Origin of the sequence: Shewanella pneumatophori (genome assembly GCF_023283895.1) — a bacterium.
Lineage (GTDB): Bacteria > Pseudomonadota > Gammaproteobacteria > Enterobacterales > Shewanellaceae > Shewanella > Shewanella pneumatophori.
Map to the genome: position 1 here is coordinate 15,598 of NZ_JAKILB010000004.1, position 24,203 is coordinate 39,800.

The 24,203-nt window shown below is 43.5% G+C and carries 21 protein-coding genes and 13 tRNA genes; 24 read left to right on the forward strand and 10 right to left on the reverse strand.

The features are described from left to right. Positions 1–60 precede the first annotated feature (60 nt). Positions 61–561: a zinc ribbon-containing protein gene (locus L2740_RS07230; RefSeq protein WP_248472736.1), complete on the forward strand. Its 501-nt coding sequence runs from the start codon at positions 61–63 to the stop codon at positions 559–561. Between the two features lie 124 nt (positions 562–685). Here L2740_RS07230 and L2740_RS07235 read toward each other — a convergent pair whose 3' ends face one another. The 7 genes from L2740_RS07235 to L2740_RS07265 form a co-directional block, all read right to left on the reverse strand. Continuing rightward, a complete protein-coding gene (locus tag L2740_RS07235; RefSeq protein ID WP_248949409.1) occupies positions 686–1,177 on the reverse strand; it encodes a type II secretion system protein in 492 nt (163 codons plus the stop codon). Beyond that, positions 1,144–2,706, reverse strand: a complete 1,563-nt coding sequence (lnt, locus tag L2740_RS07240) for an apolipoprotein N-acyltransferase (protein WP_248949410.1) — start codon at positions 2,704–2,706, stop codon at positions 1,144–1,146. The genes L2740_RS07235 and lnt overlap by 34 nt, the downstream gene beginning before the upstream one ends. 39 nt (positions 2,707–2,745) lie before the next feature. After that, entirely contained in the window at positions 2,746–3,627 is an 882-nt protein-coding gene (gene corC, locus L2740_RS07245; protein ID WP_248472742.1) for a CNNM family magnesium/cobalt transport protein CorC, read from the reverse strand. A gap of 27 nt (positions 3,628–3,654) precedes the next feature. Further along, a complete protein-coding gene (ybeY, locus tag L2740_RS07250; protein WP_248949411.1) occupies positions 3,655–4,125 on the reverse strand; it encodes an rRNA maturation RNase YbeY in 471 nt (156 codons plus the stop codon). Further along, the gene (locus L2740_RS07255; RefSeq protein ID WP_248472746.1) at positions 4,118–5,158 is read right to left on the reverse strand and encodes a PhoH family protein; all 1,041 of its coding nucleotides are present in this window, start codon (positions 5,156–5,158) and stop codon (positions 4,118–4,120) included. Before L2740_RS07255 ends, ybeY begins: the two co-directional genes overlap by 8 nt. A 162-nt stretch (positions 5,159–5,320) precedes the next feature. Beyond that, positions 5,321–6,748: a tRNA (N6-isopentenyl adenosine(37)-C2)-methylthiotransferase MiaB gene (gene miaB, locus L2740_RS07260; protein ID WP_248472747.1), complete on the reverse strand. Its 1,428-nt coding sequence runs from the start codon at positions 6,746–6,748 to the stop codon at positions 5,321–5,323. Between the two features lie 95 nt (positions 6,749–6,843). Further along, the gene (locus L2740_RS07265; RefSeq protein ID WP_248949412.1) at positions 6,844–7,158 is read right to left on the reverse strand and encodes a hypothetical protein; all 315 of its coding nucleotides are present in this window, start codon (positions 7,156–7,158) and stop codon (positions 6,844–6,846) included. A 365-nt stretch (positions 7,159–7,523) separates the two neighbouring features. Between L2740_RS07265 and L2740_RS07270 the strand changes: the two genes are divergently transcribed. The 17 genes from L2740_RS07270 to L2740_RS07350 all read left to right on the forward strand — a co-directional run bounded on the left by L2740_RS07270 (position 7,524) and on the right by L2740_RS07350 (position 14,929). Continuing rightward, positions 7,524–8,666, forward strand: a complete 1,143-nt coding sequence (locus L2740_RS07270; RefSeq protein ID WP_248949692.1) for an FAD-dependent monooxygenase — start codon at positions 7,524–7,526, stop codon at positions 8,664–8,666. 250 nt (positions 8,667–8,916) lie between these two features. Continuing rightward, positions 8,917–9,501: an aminoacyl-tRNA hydrolase gene (gene pth, locus L2740_RS07275; protein ID WP_248472779.1), complete on the forward strand. Its 585-nt coding sequence runs from the start codon at positions 8,917–8,919 to the stop codon at positions 9,499–9,501. A gap of 52 nt (positions 9,502–9,553) precedes the next feature. Continuing rightward, positions 9,554–10,645 carry a redox-regulated ATPase YchF gene (gene ychF, locus L2740_RS07280; RefSeq protein ID WP_248949413.1) on the forward strand — a complete coding sequence of 364 codons (1,092 nt, stop codon included), beginning with the start codon at positions 9,554–9,556 and terminating at the stop codon, positions 10,643–10,645. Positions 10,646–11,041: 396 nt separating this feature from the next. After that, positions 11,042–11,118, forward strand: a tRNA-Met gene (locus L2740_RS07285). 85 nt (positions 11,119–11,203) lie between these two features. Then, a tRNA-Leu gene (locus L2740_RS07290) sits at positions 11,204–11,288 on the forward strand. Between the two features lie 47 nt (positions 11,289–11,335). After that, a tRNA-Gln gene (locus L2740_RS07295) sits at positions 11,336–11,410 on the forward strand. Positions 11,411–11,415: 5 nt separating this feature from the next. Next, a tRNA-Met gene (locus L2740_RS07300) sits at positions 11,416–11,492 on the forward strand. A 132-nt stretch (positions 11,493–11,624) separates the two neighbouring features. After that, positions 11,625–11,709 (forward strand) — tRNA-Leu (locus tag L2740_RS07305). Positions 11,710–11,756: 47 nt separating this feature from the next. Beyond that, positions 11,757–11,831: transfer RNA gene (locus L2740_RS07310), tRNA-Gln, on the forward strand. Positions 11,832–11,836: 5 nt separating this feature from the next. Beyond that, a tRNA-Met gene (locus tag L2740_RS07315) sits at positions 11,837–11,913 on the forward strand. A gap of 131 nt (positions 11,914–12,044) precedes the next feature. After that, a tRNA-Leu gene (locus L2740_RS07320) sits at positions 12,045–12,129 on the forward strand. Positions 12,130–12,178: 49 nt separating this feature from the next. Further along, positions 12,179–12,253: transfer RNA gene (locus L2740_RS07325), tRNA-Gln, on the forward strand. An 85-nt stretch (positions 12,254–12,338) separates the two neighbouring features. After that, positions 12,339–12,423 (forward strand) — tRNA-Leu (locus L2740_RS07330). A 20-nt stretch (positions 12,424–12,443) separates the two neighbouring features. Next, positions 12,444–12,518: transfer RNA gene (locus tag L2740_RS07335), tRNA-Gln, on the forward strand. A gap of 118 nt (positions 12,519–12,636) precedes the next feature. After that, positions 12,637–12,721 (forward strand) — tRNA-Leu (locus L2740_RS07340). A gap of 49 nt (positions 12,722–12,770) precedes the next feature. After that, positions 12,771–12,845 (forward strand) — tRNA-Gln (locus L2740_RS07345). A 335-nt stretch (positions 12,846–13,180) separates the two neighbouring features. Continuing rightward, a complete protein-coding gene (locus L2740_RS07350) occupies positions 13,181–14,929 on the forward strand; it encodes a hypothetical protein (RefSeq protein WP_248949414.1) in 1,749 nt (582 codons plus the stop codon). Positions 14,930–15,290: 361 nt separating this feature from the next. Here the strand turns inward: L2740_RS07350 and L2740_RS07355 are convergent, their stop codons facing one another. The 3 genes from L2740_RS07355 to lolB all read right to left on the reverse strand — a co-directional run bounded on the left by L2740_RS07355 (position 15,291) and on the right by lolB (position 17,816). Beyond that, the gene (locus L2740_RS07355) at positions 15,291–16,238 is read right to left on the reverse strand and encodes a ribose-phosphate pyrophosphokinase (protein ID WP_028769213.1); all 948 of its coding nucleotides are present in this window, start codon (positions 16,236–16,238) and stop codon (positions 15,291–15,293) included. 67 nt (positions 16,239–16,305) lie between these two features. Next, positions 16,306–17,160: a 4-(cytidine 5'-diphospho)-2-C-methyl-D-erythritol kinase gene (gene ispE, locus L2740_RS07360; RefSeq protein ID WP_248949415.1), complete on the reverse strand. Its 855-nt coding sequence runs from the start codon at positions 17,158–17,160 to the stop codon at positions 16,306–16,308. Next, positions 17,157–17,816 carry a lipoprotein insertase outer membrane protein LolB gene (gene lolB, locus L2740_RS07365; protein WP_248949416.1) on the reverse strand — a complete coding sequence of 220 codons (660 nt, stop codon included), beginning with the start codon at positions 17,814–17,816 and terminating at the stop codon, positions 17,157–17,159. The genes ispE and lolB overlap by 4 nt, the downstream gene beginning before the upstream one ends. 269 nt (positions 17,817–18,085) lie before the next feature. Between lolB and hemA the strand changes: the two genes are divergently transcribed. From hemA to L2740_RS07395, 6 genes are all read left to right on the forward strand, one after another. Next, on the forward strand, positions 18,086–19,336 hold the full coding sequence (gene hemA / locus L2740_RS07370) for a glutamyl-tRNA reductase (protein ID WP_248949417.1): 1,251 nt from the start codon (positions 18,086–18,088) through the stop codon (positions 19,334–19,336). Between the two features lie 13 nt (positions 19,337–19,349). After that, the gene (gene prfA, locus L2740_RS07375) at positions 19,350–20,435 is read left to right on the forward strand and encodes a peptide chain release factor 1 (RefSeq protein ID WP_248949418.1); all 1,086 of its coding nucleotides are present in this window, start codon (positions 19,350–19,352) and stop codon (positions 20,433–20,435) included. A gap of 45 nt (positions 20,436–20,480) precedes the next feature. Next, the gene (gene prmC / locus L2740_RS07380; RefSeq protein WP_248471054.1) at positions 20,481–21,323 is read left to right on the forward strand and encodes a peptide chain release factor N(5)-glutamine methyltransferase; all 843 of its coding nucleotides are present in this window, start codon (positions 20,481–20,483) and stop codon (positions 21,321–21,323) included. Between the two features lie 195 nt (positions 21,324–21,518). Next, complete coding sequence (locus L2740_RS07385) at positions 21,519–21,914, forward strand: SirB2 family protein (protein ID WP_248949419.1); 396 nt, start codon at positions 21,519–21,521, stop codon at positions 21,912–21,914. Continuing rightward, positions 21,914–22,702, forward strand: a complete 789-nt coding sequence (locus L2740_RS07390; RefSeq protein WP_248949420.1) for a transglutaminase family protein — start codon at positions 21,914–21,916, stop codon at positions 22,700–22,702. Before L2740_RS07385 ends, L2740_RS07390 begins: the two co-directional genes overlap by 1 nt. 197 nt (positions 22,703–22,899) lie before the next feature. Beyond that, positions 22,900–24,168 (forward strand): DUF819 family protein, encoded by a 1,269-nt coding sequence (locus L2740_RS07395; protein ID WP_248949421.1) that lies wholly within the window; start codon positions 22,900–22,902, stop codon positions 24,166–24,168. The last annotated feature ends 35 nt before the right edge of the window (positions 24,169–24,203 follow it).

Here is a 24,203-nt window from a genome sequence, read left to right on the forward strand (position 1 = left end):
ATCGACATAGAATAAACTAGAAGTGAGTCATTAAAAAGGTTCGTTGAAGGAGTATTTACCATGAGTGACCAAAGTACCGCGCTACTTTCGCTTTACGAAGCCCTAATTGAGCATATAAAAACTCAATATAGAGATGATAACTCATTGACAGTAAAGAGTTTGTATAAGCAAGTACAGGCGAGTAAGCAATACTTAGCAATAAAGCAGCAAGCAAAGGAAGAAGAGCTTGCTTTAGTGGAACAATTTTTAAAACGTGACATTGCCAGTTTCCTCCAAGAGCAAAATGCTTCCGATTTGAGTCATAGTCCGACAATGATTACTGTGGAAAACACGTTATGGCATTGGTTAAGTGAAATAACCGACCGTAGCCAATTGGAATGGCATGAGGTTGCGCAGGACTTTAAGCATCACGGATATTATGAAAGTGGTGAAATTGTCGGCCAAGGTAATATGGTGTGCACGGCCTGTGGTCATGAGTCTAAAATTGAGTTTCCGGGTGTGCTTTCTGACTGCACAGAATGCGATAATAATGAGTTTACCCGCGAGGCTTTAGCGCCTTAAGTTTGCAAGCTTGCGGTTACAAACTTTCTATCGCAATGACAACTGCATGAGTGGTAAATAAAACAGCCGTTAGATTTTAAATATCTACCGGCTGTAATTTTTATTTGCTTATTAATACGTTGAGTTAGCAACCAGTATTAATTGTGGAATACTGTGGCTGACTAGCAGCGGTTGCCGCTTGGACATATTTGAAATAGCACAAGTTATCGCTTACGTCGCCATCGTCATTATCATCGTAGCCAATATAAAGCTCACCACGTCCTTGTTCTTCAACCACAAAAACATCGTCTAGCTCTAGCCATTCGACGAGATCTTCATTGTCTAAGTAGCCATAGATCAGGCGAGTGTTGTAATTGCCATCACCATTAATATCGATATCAGTAATGTCGTCGCGACTGCCGTGCGGGCGTTTGTTAAGGCTAGGCATTTGTGTTTTGGCATAAACAAATGTGTTCGCAGTTTTCGCGCTAGCCTGAATTTGCTCAATTACTTCACTTTTGGCGTCACTTGATAAGTCGATAAACTTTGGTGCGGCAGTGACGGCTAAAATACCGAGGATAATGATCACTACGACCAGTTCTATTAACGTGAATCCTTTCTGTTTTGAACGTTGCACAACTTCTTCCTAATTACTGCAAGGGTCGCGATTATAAAGCTTATAAACAGTACAGGCCATTGCCCGAAAGTACTAAATAAAGTATGACCTTTCATTAGCTTAATGTCTGATACTAATACACCATCTTCAAATTGTGGTAGCTGCTGGGTGATATTCCCTTGTTCATCAACCACAGCGGTTACGCCGTTATTTGTTGCACGAACTAATGGTCGACCTAGCTCTACTGAGCGCATTTGCGCAATTTCCATATGCTGCAGCGGACCATTTGAGGTACCAAACCAAGCATCATTAGACACTGTCATTAACAGGTCTGTATTATCATTCATATTGGCGCGTAATTGTTCAGGAAAGGCAATTTCGTAGCAAATCGCTGGCGATACTTGGTGGCCAACAGCATTCAAATTTGGCTGAGTGAATTCACCTCGAGCGAACGATGACATTGGTAAGTTGAAAAATGGTGCTAGTGGTCGTAGCAATGATTCAAATGGCACAAATTCACCAATTGGCAGCAGGTGATGTTTCTTAAATTCATTACTGCCATCACCGAGGTAGTCTGGCTCGCTTTGTTGCTTATGGTTGTAATTACCCAGCACGATAAGAGAATTATAAAAAGCATCGCCTTGGTTGCTAATAATGCCAGTGATGATGGCTATATCATTTAAGTTAGCAACTTTACTAGCGTTATAGAGAAAATCCTTCACCATATATTCTGGTGCAGGAATAGCAGCTTCTGGCCAAATAATTAAATCGGCTGCAAATTCAGGCCGTGATAGATCCATGTATTTGAGCATGGTTGGCCATAAGGCGTCAGGATCCCATTTCATGCTTTGGGGAATGTTACCTTGTACTAAAGCAACTTTTATTGTTTCACCATTAGGCTCAACTTGTGAGGTCATCGGTGCAATAAACGTTAGCGCTGCAAGTGCAGGCACTGCGATGGCGAAACTTTGCCAGCGTTTAACAGCTAATAATGCGATAGCGCCAGCAAGCATCGCCACAATAAAGCTTAAGCCTAAGGTGCCAACCATTGAAGCAATTGGCTTTAACGGCCCCTCAGTTTGACTGTATCCGGCCCATAGCCAGGGAAAGCCGGTTAATACCCAGCCGCGCATCCATTCTGCAATGGTCCACAGCGCTGGAAACAGTAATAAATTTCGGCTAATAGATGTGTTTGGGGTTAGCTTTTGTAGCAAGCAACCAGCAAGAGCTGGATACAGAGCGAGATATAACGCCAGTAGCGCCATTAAGCCCATGGAGGCAATTAGCGGCATACCACCGTATACGTCCATACTGACATGAACCCAGCTAATACCAACAGAAAAGCAACCAAAACCAAAGCTTAGCCAATAACGGAAAGCTTGCTTTGCAGTTAGGTCTGCACTTTGATGGATCACAAAGGCCATGGCTACTAGGTAAAGTGGCCAAATAGAATAGGGAGCAAAAGAAAGCGCCGTAGTGGCACCGGCCAAGTAGGCCAGCACCATTTTCGAACGCGGATGATGGGCTAATGCCCGAAGTTTATTCAGCATACAGCCTCATCATTGGGTCGAGATAACGTTAGTCAGTGATTATGCTACCGACTCATCATGGCTATGATTGTTATCTGGGAACTTGACTCTAAGTTGGATTAAGCGACGAGTGTCTGCGTTAACCACTTTAAACTCAATATCTTGGATCATGACTTTTTCATCACGCTCTGGCAAATGGCCAAATGCGTGCGACACCATGCCGCCAACAGTATCAAACTCTTCGTCACTAAACTCAGTACCGAATGCTTCGTTGAAGTCATCGATAGGAGTTAATGCCTTAACCATGAATACTTGTTTAGCAACTTGTTTGATTTCAGTCTCTTCTGCAGAGTCATGATCAAACTCATCTTCGATATCGCCTACGATTTCTTCGAGAATATCCTCAATCGTAACAAGACCTGACACGCCGCCATATTCATCGACAACAATCGCCATATGGTAACGTTGAGAACGGAATTCTTTCAGCAAAACGTCAACACGTTTACTTTCAGGAACAACAACAGCAGGGCGAATTACTTGACGTAATTCAAACGGCTTTTCATTGTTTTTGAAGCCATACTGAAGTAAGTCTTTCGCAAGCAAAATGCCTTCGATATGATCTTTGTCTTCATTGACTACTGGAAAACGAGAGTGTGCCGAACTGATAACGGTAGAGAGAACTTCTTCTACGCTGTCGTCAATTTGGATAGCTACAATCTGCGCCCGTGGGATCATAATATCCCGCACACGTAGATCGGAAACTTCTAAAACACCTTTAATCATTTCGCGGGTGTCTTCGCTGATCACTTCACGCATTTCTGCGTCGTGAATTACGTCAACCAAGTCTTCGCGATTTCTTGGTTCGCCCTGGAACAACTGACTTACTTTCTCTAACCAGCCCTTCTTTTGGGCGTTAGTACTCGGTGGGATATCGTCACTCATAGTGTTTTCCTGACTCAGATGAGCCAATTATTGCTCCTTATAAGGATTGTTATAACCAAGGCTTTCAATGAGTTGAGTCTCTAGTGACTCCATCTCTTCAGCCTCGAGATCTTCAATATGATCATACCCTAGCAGATGGAGGCAACCATGTACAACCATGTGTGCCCAATGTGCGATTAGGGGTTTGTTTTGATCAATTGCTTCTTGCTCGACTACCGCCGCACAAATCACTAAATCACCTAGTAGTGGTAGTTCAATGCCCGGTGGTGCCTCAAACGGGAAAGACAATACATTGGTTGGTTTGTCTTTACCACGATAAGTACTATTTAAGCTTTGGCTTTCTTCGACGTCAACGATACGAATCGTTAATTCTGCCTCGCTCATTGTATCTCTGATTGCAGTTTTTACCCAAAGTTCCAATTCGGCAGCAGAAGGTAGTGTAAAGCCTTCTACTGCGATTTGAACATCGAGATCGATAATCAGTTGATTATCACTCATGGTTTACGGTTTCCTGTAGTTGGTATTGGCTGTCTTTGTTGCCTTTACCTGATTGTGCTTTTAAGTCGAATGCTTCATAAGCTTCAACAATGCGAGCCACCACTGGGTGACGCACAACATCTTTTGCTTGGAAGAAGTTAAAGCTAATCTCTTCCACTTCACCTAACACTTCAATCGAGTGACGTAGGCCAGACTTTTGATGCTTAGGTAAGTCTATTTGGGTAATGTCACCTGTAATCACTGCTCGAGAATTAAAACCGATACGTGTCAGGAACATTTTCATCTGTTCAACTGTGGTGTTTTGGCTCTCATCGAGAATAATAAACGCATCGTTTAAGGTACGTCCGCGCATATAAGCAAGTGGCGCGACTTCAATAACGTTACGCTCAATTAAGCGCTCAACCTTTTCAAAGCCCATCATTTCAAATAGTGCGTCATAAAGTGGACGTAAATACGGATCGACTTTCTGGCTCAAATCTCCCGGTAAGAAACCCAACTTTTCTCCGGCTTCTACTGCTGGACGAGTCAGCAAGATACGACGTACTTCTTGACGCTCTAAAGCATCAACAGCTGCTGCTACAGCAAGGTAAGTTTTACCGGTACCCGCAGGGCCAATACCAAAAGTAATGTCGTGATTAACAATATTGCGCACGTAGTCACTTTGGTTTGGATTACGCGGCTTAATAACACCGCGCTTAGTCTTTATATACAACTCACTTTCATCACGCGGCGTTTCCATATCAAGGGCAATCGCCTCTTGAATCGCGACATGAACAGCATCTGGCTCTAAGTCAGGTGTACTGCCTTTGAGTGGCTGAGTTTCAATATAAAGATCTTTCAATAGGTTGTTGGCCGTTAAGCAGTTTTTCGGCGCACCTACAATTTGAAAGTGGTTATTACGATAGCTAATTTCTACACCAATTCGGCGTTCTAATTGTTTGATATTGTCATCAAATGGGCCGCAAAGCGACGCTAGTCGGCGGGTTTCCGCAGGCTCTAAATACAGGTTGAGCGTGGTTAACTTATTTGACAAAAAATCACTCCATTAATCTTGGTCTAGTTATACGTCTTTCATGCTAGTTTACGAGCCATCTTTAATAATTGCGAATGGTATTTATCATAGGCAATTAAGAAGAAAAAAGCGGCATCTCAGGATGCCGCCTTTAGCGTGTTTCGAATTAGCGATTTTACCAGTTTAAGCAGGCTTAAACTGGGTTACACCTAAATCGTCATCTTTCTTATATTTGGCCATAATATCAGATGGGCGCAAATCACGACGTAAGTCCATTTCATCTTCACCACGGATAAACACACCGCGCAATGAGTTGGTGTAAACATCAACGATTTCTACATCAACAAAGCCACCAATGTGCTCTGGTGATGCTTCAAAGTTTACTACTCGGTTAGTCTCAGTACGGCCGCGAAGTTCCATTGGGTTCTTCACTGATGGGCCTTCAACTAAAATACGCTGTACAGTCCCTAACATTTGGCGGCTGTAGCGCATAGCTTGCTGAGTGATACGGTCTTGTAAGATAGCAAGACGCTCTTTTTTCTCATCAAGGCTAACATCATCTGGCAGATCTGCCGCAGGCGTACCAGGGCGTGCGCTGTAGATAAAGCTAAAGCTATGGTCAAACTGTACATCTTCAATCAGCTTCATAGTGTCGGCGAAATCTTGCTTAGATTCACCAGGGAAACCAATGATAAAGTCAGAGCTGATTTGAATATCTGGGCGTGCTTTACGCAGACGGCGGATAATCGACTTATATTCGATAGCCATATGGCCGCGCTTCATCTGAGTTAGAATTAGATCTGAACCCGATTGCACAGGTAAGTGTAAAAAGCTCACCAATTCAGGGGTGTCTTCATATACATCAATAATGTCTTGAGTGAACTCAATTGGGTGGCTGGTGGTAAAGCGTAAACGGTCAATACCGTCAATTGCAGCAACGTAACGTAAAAGCTCTGCAAAGGTACAGATCTCATCATCATGGGTTGCACCACGATAAGCGTTTACGTTTTGTCCAAGCAAGTTTACTTCACGTACGCCTTGCTCTGCCAACTGGGCGATTTCTAAAATGATATCGTCTAGCGGGCGACTGACTTCTTCACCACGAGTGTATGGCACAACACAGAAAGAGCAGTATTTACTGCAACCTTCCATAATTGATACGAAAGCACTTGGGCCTTCTGCGCGCGGCTCTGGCAGGCGGTCAAACTTCTCAATTTCTGGGAAGCTAACATCAATTACTGCTTTCTTACCGTCTTTAATCTGATCGATCATTTCAGGTAAACGGTGCAGAGTTTGAGGGCCAAAGATTAGATCAACACACTGTGCACGCTCTTTAATCGCTTTACCTTCTTGTGAGGCAACGCAACCACCAACACCAATAATCAGTCCTGGCTTTTTGTCTTTTAATGTTTTCCAGCGGCCTAGCTGATGAAACACCTTTTCCTGTGCCTTTTCACGAATAGAGCAAGTGTTAAGCAGCAGCACATCAGCTTCTTCAGCATCGTCTGTTAATGTGTAACCTTCGTATTCGTCAAGAAGATCAGCCATCTTAGAAGAGTCATACTCATTCATTTGACAGCCCCAAGTTTTAATATGGAGTTTTTTACTCATCAGTCTGTATCACTCTAGAAGCACCGAAAAAAATAGCGCGACATTTTAACGCCTAAGTTAGCTTGTGGCTAGCATTTGGCCATTAATAAGTGAATTTATTCTGCAGCGGTTAATCTCCATGTGCTGAGCATGGGGTTAGCTGACTCAAGTGCAATTTCAGAGTCATTGACTGTAAAACCTTGTGACTTAGCCATTTGCATACTGCTTTGTTTCGCTTGATGGATAATTTCGACTCTCATCTGCTGATTAAACTTTTGTAAGGTATCTTGGGTATATTGATATAGCGAATATTCAAATGGTGTACGATAAATCACGCTTATGTGTTCCATATCATTAGATACTGGCTCAGCGCTGCTTTGAAGTGACATCATTGATGACAGTGCGAGTATTGCCAAGGTAAGTGTCTTCATCGGTTCCTCACTCATTAGTATGTTGTAGCTGTAAATTAGATAGTTTTAGTGTATGTGATGGTTATAGATGAGCCTTTGTGGTTTGTAAGCAGGTGTGAGGAAAGCTTGCTTCAGACACATTTGTACACGTAAGAGCTGCCTTAGACATGAAACGACATATTTAGTGTTGGTTTATTTACAAAGCAGGCGGCGAGAATTTGCTGAGCATCAAATACTACAAACTTTCTTATATAAAGCGATTATTCGGATGTCATTTAGGTGTAAACTCGGAAACGAAGAATCGTTCAGGTGGCAGGAGATGCAACGCAGTGGAACAGACAGATACAAAAAGCAGCGTATATGACGCAGTTGTAGTTGGTGGTGGCATGGTTGGTGCTGCTACGGCTATTGGTCTTGCTCAGCTAGGATTAAACGTGGCTGTAGTTGAAGCGTTTGCGCCAAAGGCCTATGACAACGAGCAAGCACTCGATCTACGTGTATCTGCAATTAGCGCTGCATCAGAAGCGTTACTTGAGCGCTTAGGTGCCTTATCTGGGTTAGATGATGTGCGTAAAGTGGCCTATAAAGGATTAGAAACCTGGGAGCTTGAAGGCTGTATTACCCGCTTTCATAGTGATCAAATTGGTTGCTCTCACTTAGGTCATATCGTTGAAAATCGTTTGATTCAATTGGCACTTTGGCAGCGTATGCAGCAGCTCGATAACATCGCGCTTTTTTGTCCTGCAAAAATCGCCACTTTATCTAGAGAGACAGCGCAAGATGTCATTGCCGTGACGCTAGATAATCAAGATAGCTTTACAACACGCTTATTGATTGGGGCTGACGGTGCTAACTCTATGGTGCGCCAGTGGGCCAATATTGGTATTAGTGGCTGGGACTATGCTCAATCGGCCATGCTGATTAATATTGAAACCGCCTGCGCAGAGCAAGATGTAACTTGGCAGCAATTTACTCCAAACGGTCCACGTTCTTTATTACCTTTACCGGGGAATAATGCTTCGCTAGTTTGGTACGATGAAGCTAATAAAATAGCCCAGTTAACTCAGCTCAATAATAAAGCCTTACAAGCGCAAATTGATCAGCACTTTCCGAGCCGGTTAGATAGAGACTTTACCGTGGTAAGCAAAGCGAGCTTTAAGCTCACGAGGCGTCACGCGCAAACTTATTATCGCAATAACTTAGTGATCCTTGGTGATGCCGCCCATACTATCAACCCGTTAGCAGGGCAGGGAGTCAACCTCGGCTTTAAAGATGTCGAAGCTTTAGTGACAACGATTGGCAAACATCTTGAAGATAAGGATGGCTGGTGGCAAACGCCTGTGTTGGCTGAGTATCAAAAGTCTCGCTATCGTGACAATCAATTAATGATGTCGACGATGGATCTTTTCTATGCCAGCTTTAGTAATGATATTTTGCCGCTTAAACTGCTCCGTAATGGCGCATTAAAACTGGCCAATATAGATAGCCCAATTAAGAAGCAAGTGCTTAAGTATGCTATGGGCTTTTAAGTCATTAATGATTTAGAAAAAACCGAATGCAGTGCGTTCGGTTTTTTTATGCGGCTATTTAGTCATTGTCACTTTATTCTAACTAGATTTGCTTAAGATTAAAGTGAGCGGATTTAATAAAGCTGAAAGCAAATTTGCGTATAATTTGTTGGTAGCCTATTTGAGTGCTAAAATGTCGCGTTTTTAATTTTGCTGCTAGCGCAAATGCTCAGTGGCAAAACTTAAGTAAGGCGATAACAGACTGAGTACTATGAGCAATATTAAACTGATAGTTGGGCTTGCAAACCCCGGCGCGCAGTATGAGCGAACACGCCATAATGCTGGTGCGTGGTACGTAGAAGAACTCGCTAGAGTCTGTGGTGCCACATTAACATTAGATAGCAAGTACTTTGGCATGACAGCAAGAGCAACCTTGCATGGCAAAGATGTACGGCTGTTAATTCCGACAACCTTTATGAACTTAAGCGGTAAGTCGGTTGGTGCATTGGCGAATTTTTTTCGCATCGCACCAGAAGAGATATTAGTTGCGCACGATGAGCTAGATATGCCGCCGGGCGTTGCGAAGTTTAAGTTGGGTGGTGGCCATGGCGGTCATAATGGCCTTAAAGATATCATTGCAAAACTTGCGAATGATAAAGGCTTTTACCGTCTACGTATTGGTATTGGTCACCCAGGCGATAAAAGCCAGGTGAGCAATTATGTACTAAGTAAAGCTTCCCCAACCGATCAAGAGCTGATGGATGCTGCCGTTGATGAAGCAGTGCGTTCAACAGAAGTCTTGTTCAACCAAGATATGGCAAAGGCGATGCATAGACTGCATTCTTTTAAAGCTTAAACAAGTGCTTGGAGCTTTGCTTCAAGTCATTCATTGATATAAAGGTAACAATATGGGTTTCAAATGCGGCATCGTAGGCCTGCCAAACGTTGGTAAATCAACACTTTTCAACGCACTAACTAAAGCTGGTATCGAAGCGTCGAACTTCCCGTTCTGTACTATTGAACCAAATACAGGTGTGGTTCCTGTGCCGGATCCACGTCTAGATGCATTGGCTGAAATCGTAAAGCCAGAGCGTATCTTAGCAACAACAATGGAATTTGTTGATATTGCAGGTCTTGTTGCTGGTGCATCTAAAGGTGAAGGTTTAGGTAACAAGTTCCTAGCTAACATCCGTGAAACAGATGCAATTGGCCACGTTGTGCGTTGTTTTGAAGACGACAATATCGTTCACGTTGCTAACAAAGTGAGCCCTGCAAGCGATATCGAAGTGATTAACACTGAACTTGCTCTTGCTGACTTAGATTCATGTGAGCGTGCTATTACTCGTCAAGCAAAGCGTGCCAAAGGCGGCGATGCAGAAGCTAAGTTTGAAGTGGCTGTTCTTGAAAAGATGCGTCCAGTATTAGACGAAGGCAAAATGCTACGTTCTATGGAGCTAACTAAAGAAGAACTGGCTGCTGTTGGTTACCTAAATTTCCTAACGCTTAAGCCAACGATGTACATTGCTAACGTAGCTGAAGATGGTTTTGAAAATAACCCTCACTTAGATACAGTAAAAGCAATCGCAGCAGAAGAAAATGCCGTTGTTGTTGCAGTATGTGCTGCAATTGAATCTGAGCTTGCAGAAATGGATACCGAAGACCGTGAAGAGTTCATGGCGGACCTAGGTTTAGAAGAGCCAGGCCTGGATCGTGTTATTCGTGCAGGTTATGACTTATTAAGCCTACAGACTTACTTTACTGCTGGTGTTAAAGAAGTTCGTGCTTGGACGGTACGTGTTGGTGCAAGCGCACCACAAGCTGCTGGTGTTATTCACACTGATTTTGAGCGTGGATTTATTCGTGCACAAGTTATGGCGTACGATGACTTCATCACTTATAAAGGTGAAGCAGGTGCTAAAGAAGCTGGTAAGCTTCGTGTAGAAGGCAAAACTTACACTGTTAAAGACGGTGATGTAATGCACTTCCTATTTAACGTATAACTCTAATCATACGTTGGAAAGCAAACGGCGACTTACATAGTCGCCGTTTTTGTATGTGTAATTTGTCGTGCTAACCCGAATGCTTTTAATCTTCTCTGCCGTAAGTAGGTTAGCGAACGATATAAAAGTAGGCCTTTAGCATATAAAAAGTGGCCTGAAGTAAAAGAATGTACTGCGCTTAAGCGGTAAAATTCACTGTTACTGCTAATGAGACAACTAAAAAGCGCTAAATATCTCATGAAAAAGGCGCTTTTTTGGGTGTCTGTTGCTCAGTTTGGTGAACTTATCGCCGAACAATGCTTTTTCGATAGATTTGCAGAAAAAAGCAGTTGACCTGATTAACCCGAATAAGCATAATACGCCCCGTTCCCCAGACAGGGGGCAGTAAAGAAAGATGGCAATGTAGCTCAGCTGGTTAGAGCACAGCACTCATAATGCTGGGGTCGCAGGTTCAAGTCCCGCCATTGCTACCATCTTCTTTAGCTAACTTTGTTAGCAGCTTATCTTCTCAGGATGTAAAATATGAGCATCGTGTTCTGGATGTAAAACAGAGTCTGTGCGGGAGTGGTGGAATTGGTAGACACGCCAGATTTAGGTTCTGGTGCCGCAAGGTGTGAGAGTTCAAGTCTCTCTTCCCGTACCATTTAATTCAAGTGATGAGCTTAGGCTTGTAACTGAAAGCAAGATTTTTGGGGTATCGCCAAGCGGTAAGGCACCGGGTTTTGATCTCGGCATTCCCAGGTTCAAATCCTGGTACCCCAGCCATCTTTGGCAATGTAGCTCAGCTGGTTAGAGCACAGCACTCATAATGCTGGGGTCGCAGGTTCAAGTCCCGCCATTGCTACCATCTTTTCAAGATGTAAAATATGAACATCGTGTTCTGGATGTAAAGCAGACTCTGTGTTGGAGTGGTGGATGTTGATGTTTAGATACGCCGATTCAAACGCCATCTTAATCAAGATGTAAAACTAGATGCAGTGCGGGAGTGGTGGAATTGGTAGACACGCCAGATTTAGGTTCTGGTGCCGCAAGGTGTGAGAGTTCAAGTCTCTCTTCCCGTACCATTTAATTCAAGTGATGAGCTTAGGCTTGTAACTGAAAGCAAGATTTTTGGGGTATCGCCAAGCGGTAAGGCACCGGGTTTTGATCTCGGCATTCCCAGGTTCAAATCCTGGTACCCCAGCCATCTTTGGCAATGTAGCTCAGCTGGTTAGAGCACAGCACTCATAATGCTGGGGTCGCAGGTTCAAGTCCCGCCATTGCTACCATCTTTTCAAGATGTAAAATATGAGCATCGTGTTCTGGATGTAAAACAGAGTCTGTGAGGGAGTGGTGGATGTTGATATTAGACACGCCGATTCTAACGCCATCTTAATCTAGATGTAAAACTTGATGCAGTGCGGGAGTGGTGGAATTGGTAGACACGCCAGATTTAGGTTCTGGTGCCGCAAGGTGTGAGAGTTCAAGTCTCTCTTCCCGTACCATTTATTTAGCATGACTAGCCAAGGCTGGTTATGAGTAAGAAAGATTGATTGGGGTATCGCCAAGCGGTAAGGCACCGGGTTTTGATCTCGGCATTCCCAGGTTCAAATCCTGGTACCCCAGCCATTTTTAAAAGGTTGAGTAATTGACCTTGTCTTATAAGCTCTAGAGGTTGTAAGATGAAGCAAGGTAACTTGCAGTAAAGTTCGATGCGGGAGTGGTGGAATTGGTAGACACGCCAGATTTAGGTTCTGGTGCCGTAAGGTGTGAGAGTTCAAGTCTCTCTTCCCGTACCATCGAATTCAACAAAATTTATTGGGGTATCGCCAAGCGGTAAGGCACCGGGTTTTGATCTCGGCATTCCCAGGTTCAAATCCTGGTACCCCAGCCATTTTGTAGTTCATCTTAATCAAGATGTAAAACTGATTCAGTGTGAGAGGGGTGGTAGTTGATATTAGACACGCCAGCTTTGAACACCATCTTAATCAAGATGTAAAAACAGATGCAGTGCGGGAGTGGTGGAATTGGTAGACACGCCAGATTTAGGTTCTGGTGCCGTAAGGTGTGAGAGTTCAAGTCTCTCTTCCCGTACCATTTATTTAGCATAACTAGCCTAGGCTGGTTATGAGTTAGAAAGTTTGATTGGGGTATCGCCAAGCGGTAAGGCACCGGGTTTTGATCTCGGCATTCCCAGGTTCAAATCCTGGTACCCCAGCCATATAAAAGAAAGCTCATCTCCGGATGGGCTTTTTTGCGTTTGGCGTTTTATAATCTTTCGAATCGCTTTCGCATATCTTGTTATTCTATTCTGACCTGCACTTTAACGTTTTCAATGACAATGAAACTTTAGTCACTGAAAGTTGTAATCGAACAACTACAGTAACTGCATTTATATCATTGAATTACTTTGTTAAATATTACCTTGAGTGGATCAATTTCTATTTTTGCTAGGTATAATAAACTCGCAAAAATAATTGCAAATTACTACTGAGGTAAATTCTCTCGTTTATTTTAGTGGTGAAAACGTTGGCTACAGCTCCTATGGAATCAATGATGACACTTCCCTTTATATTGCATATCCCAAGTGCAACTCTTGCCGTTGAACTACAGTTACTCTCTCCCTTGCCTGATGGACGTAATACACTGCATTGGCAACTTGAGCTTAGTGAATTGCGTAGCGAACATGATATTAGCCTGGCTGAGTTTTATAACGATGCGGAATTTGTGGTGGCGGCCACTACAGGTCAGATCTATAAAGGTAATGTTGAAGGCGAGTTGAGTCTGGTATCAAGTTTGCCAGTGATGGGGATAGACGGTGGCAAAGGCTGGCTTGATAAAACAAGGCAAGAGTTTTGGTATGCCATTACAGCTGAAATGGATGATGAGCAAGGCGATCGACTTTATGGCTGGTCTTTAAGAGATTGGAGCCTTATTGCCGAAATGCAATTGCCAGAATATCTCGATATTCAGCAGCTACATCGTCGTAGTGACAGTAACTTTCTTTTTTATCACAAACGTAGCAGAGAATTGCATAAAAGAAGCCAAGGATTCTGGGTTATTAACCCTGTTACAGCAGAGGCTGACTATCATGCTCTCGACAGTCTTCCCGCAGCAGGTCGATTCAAAACTCGCAATATGCTTGCCCTTTGTCCTAAACGAGATCTCGCATTGCTGCCATGTGTCGACGCTCTGCCATGCAAAGAAAGCGATGCTGATCTGCAACTGGGATTTCAGCTGCAACTTATCGACCTAAACAGCTTCAACACTTTATGGGTAAGTACAGTCCGCTGGCTGGGTAATGATACCGAGCAGATGCTTGATATCGAGGTACGCCAGACTCTAAAAGCGTATTATGCTGGTGAAGAGATAGATGACGATGAGGTGGAAGATGCCCTTGAGGATTGGGTTGATACCCTTAAAGGTATTCGTTTTTGTGATAATGAAGATGCTTGCTGGGTGTGCTGGAAAGATGGCGGGTTACGTAAGATTTATTTGAGTCATCCTCAGCAAGATTATCAATTAGCAGGCGTGTCAGCGCTCGTGAAACCGACGCAACTAGATGAGTCTCAAGATTTGCCGAATCCACTGAATCAGGTGGCATTTAATCAATATGGTTATCACCTGCAGACGTTAAGTGAACAACAATTAGCAGTGATCGACTTTGATATTAAAGTGGTCGATATCAGCAAGGTTAAGCCTTGTGATAATGAATCTGCACAACTGATGGTTAGTTATCAACATGGCAAGCAAGCAGAATTAGATATGTCTGAGATATATAGAATGGCATATACCCAGGAAGGCCTCAACGTCATTAATATCGACTATCTAGCTTTGCCGAACTGTTTGCTTGAGGGGCTGCGGCAAATGCAACAGCGCATGGCTTGTTTGGCTGAGCATGTTAAAGGCAACCGTCTTGAGTGGCTGGTCGAGGATAGGGACGGCAGTCAGCGAACAGAAGCGGAGTTTGCAGCGATGGCTATTAAGTTACCGGGTGCTGCAGAGTTGATGGTGCAGATGGTTGAGGATTTCTGTGCTTATGCAGATGCTTACTCCCTGAGAAGTAGCCAACATAAAGCTGCCTTGTCAGATATTGTTTCGACGTTGGCTGAATTTGACATCGCACATTTAGCTTTAGTTAGTCGCTATTTGAATACTATTGATCTGGGCCGTTTCGGGGCCTGTCATATTCAGCATACATTACCACTTATTCAGCAGAAATACGGTCAGAGCCTGCTTAACAAACTTAAATACAACAAGTTTATCAAAAGTCTGCCTGCAGAATTGACCAATACTCATCTGTAAAATGATAGTCAGTTGAATGATACCAATCAGTATAAACATTTAGTCACTCAGCGAGAGTTTAGCGGTTTTGAGGTAAGGCAACGAGTGAAGAGCATAGTTGCTCTACGTTCAAGCTCGTTAACACAGCATCAGAATCGCTAAAACTCGCCATTTTGGAGCGTTTTTGGTTGCCTACTTCTACGTTGAATAGCTTGATAAGGGAATAACCATTATTGCAGCTATTCGTCTTGAATTAGTTTGCCAAAAACCGCTCTGAGTAGATCAAATCCTTATACTGATTGGTATAATCTGGACGCATAAAAAAACGCACTCAATCGAGTGCGTTTTTTATTACTGCTTGTTCAGCTTAATTCAGCAAGAATTAGTGCTTAAACATTGCAGAGATTGATTCTTCGTTGCTTACGCGGCGAATTGCTTCAGCCATAACAGTAGACATAGTTAACTGTGAAACTTTGTCTAGCGCAGCAATTTCAGGGCTCAATGGAATCGTGTCAGTAACAATGACTTCATCGATTACAGATTCAGCGATGTTCTTAGCAGCGTTACCAGAGAATACTGGGTGAGTAGCATAAGCGAATACGCGGTTTGCACCGTGCTCTTTTAGTGCTTCAGCAGCTTTACAAAGTGTACCGCCAGTATCGATCATGTCATCAACGATGATGCAGTCACGGCCTTGTACGTCACCAATGATATGCATAACTTGAGCAACGTTCGCTTGTGGGCGACGCTTATCAATAATTGCTAAGTCAGAATCATCTAGTAGTTTAGCGACTGCGCGTGCGCGTACAACGCCACCGATGTCTGGAGAAACAACAACAGGGTTCTCTAGGTTCTTAGCTAACATATCTTCTAGTAGTACTGGGCTACCAAATACGTTATCAACAGGAACGTCGAAGAAACCTTGAATTTGCTCTGCGTGAAGATCACAAGTCAATACGCGGTCAACACCAACGCTTGAAAGGAAATCCGCAACTACTTTAGCTGTAATAGGTACACGAGCACTACGAACACGACGGTCCTGACGCGCGTAACCAAAGTAAGGAATAACCGCTGTAATACGACCAGCTGATGCACGACGAAGCGCGTCAACCATAACGATAAGTTCCATTAGGTTATCGTTAGTAGGAGCGCAAGTAGATTGAATGATGAATACATCCGCACCACGTACATTTTCATTAATTTGGACACTGATTTCGCCGTCACTGAAAACGCCTACCTCTGCGTCTCCAAGTTTACAAAATAGACGATCGGCTATCTTCTTAGCGAGACTAGGTGTAGCGTTACCGGCAAAAAGTTTAATGTCAGGCACTGTAGGAACCTCAGGCGTATGCTTCATGATTGTGGCTGGGATTAAAAAAGGTTATCCCAGAAAGTGGTTAAGGTTGAGCTAATCTCAACATTAACGGCGATTTATTTGCCCCTTTTGCAACAAAGCCTTTTATTGATGCAGGCAGTTTCGCCAATACATCTTTAGCTTCATGCTCCTGTTCGAATTGACCAAAAACACATGCTCCGGTTCCGGTCATTCTGGACGGCGCATATTCTAGCAGCCAGTCTAAGGTTTTGGCAACTTGAGGGTGACGTTTTGCGACTAAAGCTTGGCAGTCATTTTTCCATTCGCTGCTCATTAATGCATCAAGGCTGACTTTTGCGGTATTTCGCGGCAGATCTGGATCTTGAAAAATCTCAGCGGTCGATACATGAACCTCTGGGATCAATACTAAATACCAAGGCTGGTTTGGCTCAACATTAACCAATTTCTCGCCAACACCTTCGGCAAATGCTGCGAAACCATTAATAAAAACAGGTACATCAGCACCAAGGCTTAATCCTATTTCCGCAAGTTCGCTGCTTGATAATCCCGTATTCCACAGTTGGTTTAACGCGACAAGTGTCGTGGCTGCGTCTGATGAACCACCACCGAGTCCACCGCCCATAGGTAGGCGTTTATCAAGCCAAATTTCTGCACCTAGCTGACAATTTGTACGAGTCTGTAGGGATTTTGCGGCCTTGAGAATTAAGTTATCGCTGTCGGCAACAACGCCAGCCATATTCGAGTGTAACTTTAGGGTTGGCTGATTTAAAACTTTGAAATCTAAATAATCACAATGTTCAACAAATTGAAATAATGTTTGAAGTTCATGGTAGCCATCTTTACGGCGGCCATTAATGTGCAGGAATAGATTCAGTTTTGCAGGGGCTGGCCAGCCCAATGAAAGTTGCGTAGTCATAAAGAGTTCTCAGTACCTGACAGTGGTTTTATCAGTGTTTGGTTTTCCGGGGCAAGCGCTTGCCATTTATTCAGCTGTAATTTGAGGCGCAGATCGTCGCGGGTTAAGTTGAGCAATCTTGGTACATCAGCCCCACTTTGTTTCTGCCAGCTTTTAAACTCAACTTGCCAAGGTGGTAATTGCTGAGAGTTAATTAACTTACTTGGCCTTTGCTGGCTATCGCTACTAATAAGCTTATCGCCTTCAGTAAGTTGGCCTGTTAGCCAAAGGGGTAAAGAGTCAATAGGAATAGGCCAACCAGAGACTCGGGTCAACAGACGTTGGGCATTGGTGTCTTGATAGGTTTTACCGTCGACATCAAGCGTAACAAGTCCCTCTTGACTAGTTAAAGACAATATCGTCGTGCCCAACATAGTGGTGAGGGTTAACTCGTCTCTTTGTGGGCTATGTAGCCAATATATATTAGTGCTAAACCTGTCTTGTGAGGTTCTCACGGCGAGTTTACCTTGCATTTCCCAGGCGCTAGCTTGCTGCACTTTGTTAACAGAGACGGGAATAAGGTTGTCTGGTATGGTAGTTGAGCAACCACTAATGAAAATAGTGCTAAGCATCACCCATAGATAAGTGTTTTTTGTGAACCGGCTCAAATTATTCATCTATTACTGATATAAAAGAGCCCTTATGATACGAGGGCTTGGATAAATTACCAATGCCCATATGCAAAAATAACCAATTGCACAATGCTCATTGCGGTCAAAGCGTAAAATATCTATGTGAAAATAGTTAAAAAAGTGATGCTAATTGAAAAAATGGGTAAGAACCGAGATTATTATTCGGTTTTGTTAAGCGTATTCTGTTTTTAACAAAATCAATTCAGTAGAATGGCAGCCATAAATGAGATGCCCAAGAGTCCAGAACGAGTCAAATGAGCCTTGTAGCAATCGGAATTAACCATAAAACGGCCACGGTCGACCTACGTGAGAAAGTAGCTTTCGCACCAGACAGAATTCATGATGCCATGAAGAGTCTTGCGTCTCTTACTCCATCGGGCGAAGCCGTCATTATTTCAACCTGTAACCGTACAGAACTTTACTGTAATAACAGTGAAGCCGCTGATGTGGTTGCGTGGCTGGAAGAATATCATCAACTGTCCCATGAAGCTGTTGAGCCTTGCCTGTACCAATACCAAGATCAAGAAGCAGTAAAGCATTTGATGCGTGTATCTGCTGGTTTAGATTCACTGATTTTGGGTGAACCGCAAATTTTAGGTCAAGTTAAGCAATCTTTTGTGAAGGCAAAAGAGGCAGGCAGTGTCGGTTCAACAATGGATAAGTTATTTCAAAATACCTTTTCCGTTGCTAAAAAAATCCGAACTGAGACTGAAATTGGGGCTGCTGCTGTCTCGGTAGCATTTGCTGCTGTGAGCATGGCAAAGCATATTTTCTCATCACTGAGTACGACCCAAGTATTATTGGTCGGTGCTGGTGAGACTATTGAGTTAGTTGCGCGTCACTTAAAAGACAATGGTGTGAGCACCATGGTGGTTGCAAACCGTACAATTTCACGTGCTGAAGCCATGTGTGAAGAGTTCGGCGCCACCGCTATTACACTCGAACAGATCCCAGATTTTCTCCCTAAGGCCGATATCGTGATATCCTCTACGGCTAGCCCTTTACCAATACTCGGTAAAGGCATGGTAGAAAAAGCGCTTAAGCAACGTCGTCATCAACCTATGTTATTGGTTGATATAGCAGTTCCTCGAGATATCGAGGCTGAAGTCGCGGATTTAGATGATGCATTCCTCTATACCGTCGATGACTTGCAAAGCATTATTGAACAGAATATGGCCTCTCGAAGAGAAGCCGCCCAGCAAGCAGAATTAATTGCAGACGATCAAGCTCATCAATTTATGGAATGGATCCGCTCATTAGAGTCGGTAGACAGTATCCGTGAATATCGCACCCAAAGTATGGCGATTAAAGATGAGTTGGTAGAGCGAGCGGTCAATAAATTGGCCCAAGGTGGTAACTGTGAGCAAGTCTTACTTGAACTTGCCAATAAGCTCACCAACAAGCTGATCCATGCGCCGACACAAGCGCTTACCGCTGCGAGTCGCCAAGGGGATTTAAATTCTCTTGGACAATTAAGAGCTGTGCTTGGACTAGATAAAGACTAAGGTTAGCGTTTAAATGAAGGACAGTGTGATTCGTAAGCTTGAAGGCTTACTTGAACGTAATGAAGAAGTATTGGCGTTACTGAGCGATGCTGGTGTTATCGCTGATCAGGAGCGTTTTCGCGCCTTGTCTAAGGAATACTCTCAATTAGAAGAAGTGGTTAAAGCTTTTAAAGCATTTCAACAAGCAGAAGAAGATTTAGAATCTGCCAAAGAGATGATGGAAGAAGACGACGCCGATCTTAAAGAGATGGCTCAGGAAGAGTACAAAGAAGCAAAAGCTACAATTGCAGTGCTAGAAGATGAATTGCAAATTCTGCTACTGCCAAAAGATCCTAATGATGACAATAACTGCTTTATCGAAATTCGCGCCGGTGCGGGTGGTGATGAAGCGGCTATTTTTGCTGGCGATTTATTCCGTATGTACAGCAAGTTTGCCGAAAGCAAACGCTGGCAGATTGAAGTCATGAACACCAACGAAGGTGAGCATGGCGGTTTTAAAGAAGTGATTGCTAAAATCAGTGGCGACGGTGTTTACGGTAAGCTGAAGTTTGAGTCAGGCGGACACCGTGTACAACGTGTGCCAGAAACAGAGTCTCAAGGCCGTGTTCACACCTCTGCTTGTACAGTGATTGTATTACCAGAAGTGCCAGAAGCTGAAGCAATTGAAATTAATAAAGCCGACTTGAAAGTGGATACCTTCCGCGCATCAGGCGCTGGTGGTCAGCACGTAAACAAAACTGACTCGGCAATCCGTATTACCCATATTCCAACGGGTATTGTTGTAGAGTGTCAAGATCAGCGTTCACAGCACAAAAACCGTGCCCAAGCGATGAGCGTACTTGCTGCACGTATTCAAGCAGTAGAAGACGAGAAGCGTCGCAGTGCAGAAGAAAGCACCCGCCGTAACTTGGTATCTTCTGGTGATCGTTCTGAGCGTATTCGTACCTATAACTTCCCACAAGGTCGTGTTAGTGAGCACAGAATTAACTTAACTCTGTACCGTCTAGGCGAATTTATGGAAGGCGATATCGATTGCGTTATCGAGCCTCTCATTTTAGAGAACCAAGCGGATATGCTTGCAGCACTAGGTGAAGCATAAGCTTCACCTCTCTCATACTGTGCTACAGATGAATAAGGATATTCCTTGCAACTAACTATTTCAGGGGCACTTAAATGGGCCTCTTCTCAGCTTGAAAGCATTTCAGACTCAGCATCACTCGATGCTGAGGTGATGCTACTTCACGTTATTAGCAAACCGCGCAGCTATCTATACACTTGGCCTGAAAAAAGCTTAGAGCCAGAAGAAGTGTCTGAGTTCAAGCAAATGCTCGCCAAACGCTTACGCGGTAATCCTATTGCCCACATTGTTGGCGAACGTGAGTTTTGGTCGCTGCCGTTTAGGGTTAATCCAACCACGCTTATTCCACGCCCTGATACTGAAATTTTAGTTGAGACGGCGCTGAATCTACCTTTAGCTGAAAACGCTAAAGTACTCGATTTGGGGACAGGAACTGGCGCGATTGCTTTGTCACTGGCCCATGAGCGCAATGAATGGCAAGTGTGTGCAATTGATAAAGTGGAAGATGCTGTTGCATTAGCCAAAGAAAATCGCACTAACCTAAAGCTTGAACAAGTTGATGTGTTTCAAAGTGATTGGTTTGATGCCGTTGAGTGTTACGACTTTAACTTAATCGTGTCTAACCCACCTTACATTGACGAAGAAGATGAACACTTATCTCAAGGTGATGTTCGTTTTGAGCCACAAAGCGCGTTAACCGCACCGTTAAGAGGTTTTGCTGATCTGTTTCATATTGCTGAGTGCGCACGTGATTACTTAGCACCTGGCGGTTACTTGCTGCTTGAGCATGGCTATCAGCAAGCGATTGAGCTTAGAGAAAAGTTAGTTGAACTGGGCTATGAGAACGTGGCAACAGTGAGAGATTTTGGCAGTAATGATCGCTGCACTATTGGTCGTTGGCCGCGTTAAATCGCTAACATCAGTTACTAAGAGGCACTATTTTTATAGTGCCTTTTTTATTGGCAGTTTTGTTTAAATTAAGAGATTTAAAAAAGTACAAGGCTAAACTTTGAGCAGTTCTACAGCTTGTATTCGCGGGATATTGGTTATGGATTCAGGTATGGGGTACACTAGCCGCCTTTATCAGCTAACAGACCTTTATTCATGGACACTTTTTACAGTTTATATCCAGCGTTTAAGCACATGCACATAACGCTTATCGCGACCAGCGTATTGTTTTTCTTAGTCCGTTTTGTGCTCCATATGCGTAAATCTCCTGTACTACAAAAGAAAGCCATTAAAATAGCGCCTCACGTTATTGATACTTTCTTACTGCTTTCAGGTTTGATCTTGTGCTTCCAAATTAAGCAGTATCCTTTTGTCGATCCTTGGATGACTGAAAAGTTGGGCGCTGTAGTTGCTTATATCGCATTAGCGACTATCGCACTTAAAGCAGATCGTAACGCGTTATTTAAAGTATTTGCGGCATTCGGCGCAATTGGTTGGGTTGTATATGCAGCTAAACTTGCGATCCTTAAGCAAGGGGTGTTACTCGGTTAATGGCTGATTTAACCCAAAAAGATTCTATTCAACTGCCAGAAACGGCTTTTGAAATTGCTGAGCATTTAGGTTTTTCTAAGCTTAAAAATGCCAACTGGGCTTGGTTAGAATTAGCCGGCTCAGTGCTGAGTTTTTACGTGGTCGATAGACATGAGCGTTTAAATGGACTATTTCGTTGGTTCTATAACGACTTAGGCTTTTGTCCTCGTCAAGACTATTACAGCGCAGAGTCAGCGGATCTAGGCAAATGCATCACCTCAAGACAAGGTAACAGCACCACCTTAGCAACGGTATTAATGCTGCTAGCAAAGCAGTTAGATTTGAAGCTTGAGCTGTTGTTATTGCCAGGTCAAACTGTTCTGTATAGCCGTATTGATGATGTGGTGCGCTACATTGACCCATTAACGGGTGCAGATTTGTCAAAACATCAGTTACATGTCTTTGTGCGCGGTGAGTTAGGTAATGCAGCTAAGTTTAAGCCTAGTTACTTAAAACCAGCGAGTGTTAAGCGCATTCTTTCGCGTATGCTTCATGAAATGAAAGCCGGCAGTATTGTTGCGCATAATTTCGAGCCTGCACTTGAATGTTGTAACTTGTTGCTGCAATGGCATAGCGACGATTTAAACTTAAATCGTGAACGTGCTTTTATCGCCCAGCAACTGGGTTGTATTAGTGTTGCTGCGGCTGACTTAACCCATTTTGTTGAGAACAGTCCGCACGATCCAGTGATTGAATTGGTGAAAATGCAATTGAAAGAACTTAAAGAGGAAGTTGAGACTTTCCATTAAGTAACACAACAGGGCCAATAAGGCCCTTTTGTGTTGATACACCCGTGTGAAATAGATTTACCTTAGTAAAAATAGCGCGCAGTGTTAACAAGCAATACGCACTAGCTGCGCAATAAAAACAAAAATAGCGACACCAACAAATTGATGTAAAAAATAATAATTAGGCAAAAACTGCCAATTTCAAGGGGATAGACTTCATGAGTAGTACGGATACAGTGACCAGTGCGCTGGTGACGAACGACGCAACCGCGTTAGGTATTTTGGCTGTAGTGCTTGGTTTTGTGTTTTACACCAGTAATAGCAGTAATGCGTTTTGGAAGAAGTTTTATACATTCGTACCTGCATTATTGATGTGTTACTTCCTGCCGTCTTTGCTAAATACTTTCGATATTATTGATGGTAATGCATCGCAGCTTTATTATGTCGCTTCACGTTATCTATTACCTGCTTGTTTGGTCTTATTGATTTTAAGTGTCGATTTAAAAGCGATTTTGTCATTAGGCCCTAAAGCGATTGTGATGTTCTTAACTGGTACTGTTGGTATTGTTATTGGCGGTCCAATTGCATTATTAATTGTCTCGGCAATTCACCCAGAAATTTTAGGTGTGACAGGGCCTGATGCTGTATGGCGCGGCATGACCACGCTAGCGGGTAGTTGGATTGGCGGCGGTGCCAACCAAGCCGCAATGAAAGAGATTTACGAAGCGGGCGGTGATATCTTTTCGATTATGATCACCGTTGACGTGATTGTGGCTAATATCTGGATGGCGGTGCTGCTGTTTATGGCATCAAAAGCTAAGCAGATAGATGCCAAAACTGGCGCTGACACGTCGGCGCTTGAAGCATTAAAAGATAAAGTTGAGAAGTACCACGCTGAAAACGCACGCATTCCAAGTTTAAATGACTTGATGATGATTGTAGCAGTTGGTTTTGGTGTCACAGGTCTAGCGCATATTGCCGCGGATTTCTTAGGACCATTTTTTGAAACTAATTATCCGTGGACCCGTGATTACAGCTTAACCTCGAAATTCTTCTGGTTAATCGTCACTGTGACATCAATTGGTTTAGCTATGTCATTTAGTCCTGTACGCCACTTAGAAGCGGCAGGAGCATCAAAAGTGGCTTCAGCGTTTTTATATATTCTAGTGGCGACCATTGGTTTGCATATGGATGTATCAAAACTCGCCGATACCGAAAACCTTTGGTACTTTGCCATTGGTATGATTTGGATGATAGTGCACGCAAGCTTTATGCTAATCGTGGCTAAATTGATTAAAGCGCCGCTGTTTTATATGGCGGTGGGTAGCCAAGCCAACGTTGGCGGAGCAGCATCGGCTCCTGTTGTTGCGGCAGCATTCCATCCAGCTTTGGCGCCAGTAGGTGTGCTCCTTGCGGTATTAGGCTATGCTTTAGGCACTTATATGGCATGGATTTGCGGCCAGATTTTACAAGCTGTGGCGAGTTAACGCGGCAGCGACAATGTATTTGAATAATGCCGAGG

Excerpts from the sequence above, each read along its gene's own strand:
- L2740_RS07230 (WP_248472736.1), top strand. The coding sequence starts at position 61 with ATGAGTGACCAAAGTACCGCGCTACTTTCGCTTTACGAAGCCCTAATT.
- lnt (WP_248949410.1), bottom strand. The coding sequence starts at position 2,706 with ATGCTGAATAAACTTCGGGCATTAGCCCATCATCCGCGTTCGAAAATG.
- corC (WP_248472742.1), bottom strand. The coding sequence starts at position 3,627 with ATGAGTGACGATATCCCACCGAGTACTAACGCCCAAAAGAAGGGCTGG.
- ybeY (WP_248949411.1), bottom strand. The coding sequence starts at position 4,125 with ATGAGTGATAATCAACTGATTATCGATCTCGATGTTCAAATCGCAGTA.
- miaB (WP_248472747.1), bottom strand. The coding sequence starts at position 6,748 with ATGAGTAAAAAACTCCATATTAAAACTTGGGGCTGTCAAATGAATGAG.
- L2740_RS07265 (WP_248949412.1), bottom strand. The coding sequence starts at position 7,158 with ATGAAGACACTTACCTTGGCAATACTCGCACTGTCATCAATGATGTCA.
- L2740_RS07270 (WP_248949692.1), top strand. The coding sequence starts at position 7,524 with ATGGTTGGTGCTGCTACGGCTATTGGTCTTGCTCAGCTAGGATTAAAC.
- pth (WP_248472779.1), top strand. The coding sequence starts at position 8,917 with ATGAGCAATATTAAACTGATAGTTGGGCTTGCAAACCCCGGCGCGCAG.
- ychF (WP_248949413.1), top strand. The coding sequence starts at position 9,554 with ATGGGTTTCAAATGCGGCATCGTAGGCCTGCCAAACGTTGGTAAATCA.
- L2740_RS07350 (WP_248949414.1), top strand. The coding sequence starts at position 13,181 with ATGACACTTCCCTTTATATTGCATATCCCAAGTGCAACTCTTGCCGTT.
- ispE (WP_248949415.1), bottom strand. The coding sequence starts at position 17,160 with ATGACTACGCAACTTTCATTGGGCTGGCCAGCCCCTGCAAAACTGAAT.
- lolB (WP_248949416.1), bottom strand. The coding sequence starts at position 17,816 with ATGAATAATTTGAGCCGGTTCACAAAAAACACTTATCTATGGGTGATG.
- hemA (WP_248949417.1), top strand. The coding sequence starts at position 18,086 with ATGAGCCTTGTAGCAATCGGAATTAACCATAAAACGGCCACGGTCGAC.
- prfA (WP_248949418.1), top strand. The coding sequence starts at position 19,350 with ATGAAGGACAGTGTGATTCGTAAGCTTGAAGGCTTACTTGAACGTAAT.
- L2740_RS07385 (WP_248949419.1), top strand. The coding sequence starts at position 21,519 with ATGGACACTTTTTACAGTTTATATCCAGCGTTTAAGCACATGCACATA.
- L2740_RS07390 (WP_248949420.1), top strand. The coding sequence starts at position 21,914 with ATGGCTGATTTAACCCAAAAAGATTCTATTCAACTGCCAGAAACGGCT.
- L2740_RS07395 (WP_248949421.1), top strand. The coding sequence starts at position 22,900 with ATGAGTAGTACGGATACAGTGACCAGTGCGCTGGTGACGAACGACGCA.